The organism is Halorubrum sp. SP9 (assembly GCF_005435015.1).
Taxonomy (GTDB): domain Archaea; phylum Halobacteriota; class Halobacteria; order Halobacteriales; family Haloferacaceae; genus Halorubrum; species Halorubrum sodomense.
Window position 1 is genome coordinate 1 of record NZ_SGXU01000443.1, and the last position, 397, is coordinate 397.

Annotated in this window: 1 protein-coding gene; it reads right to left on the reverse strand. The window is 57.7% G+C overall.

Annotated elements, in window-relative coordinates:
* Positions 1 to 71: 71 nt before the first annotated feature.
* Positions 72 to 397 (reverse strand): hypothetical protein (locus EXE45_RS18175; RefSeq protein WP_199233711.1); only part of this gene is annotated, 326 nt, incomplete at its 5' end.

A 397-nucleotide genomic window follows, 5' to 3' on the forward strand; every position in this document is an offset into this window, starting at 1 on the left:
CGACACGGTTCCTGGTCTCGAAGACATTCGTCCTGATTGTTGCCCGCGACCCAGGAAACGCATCATACCGGTCAGGCTCGACAGATACACTCGTGTGATACCCGTGTCATATCGATGAGGTGGCGGTGGATATCGTCGGCAAGCCGGTACATTGCCTCTGCCTGTTCCTTCGTTGCGATACCGAGTCTGTAATAGGTCTTCGTTCGGTTTCGGTTCCACAGCTCGGCAAGCTCCTCTCCGAACGCGTCGTCGTAGAGGCCTATCTCGGCACCACGTTGGTAGAGTCGGCGGTGGCTACTGATGACCTCCGCCGCGGACATTGCCCCATCGTGGATCAATCGGAACTGGATAGTGCGCTCGATGGCGACGAACGCCGACTCGATCACGACCGTGTAGT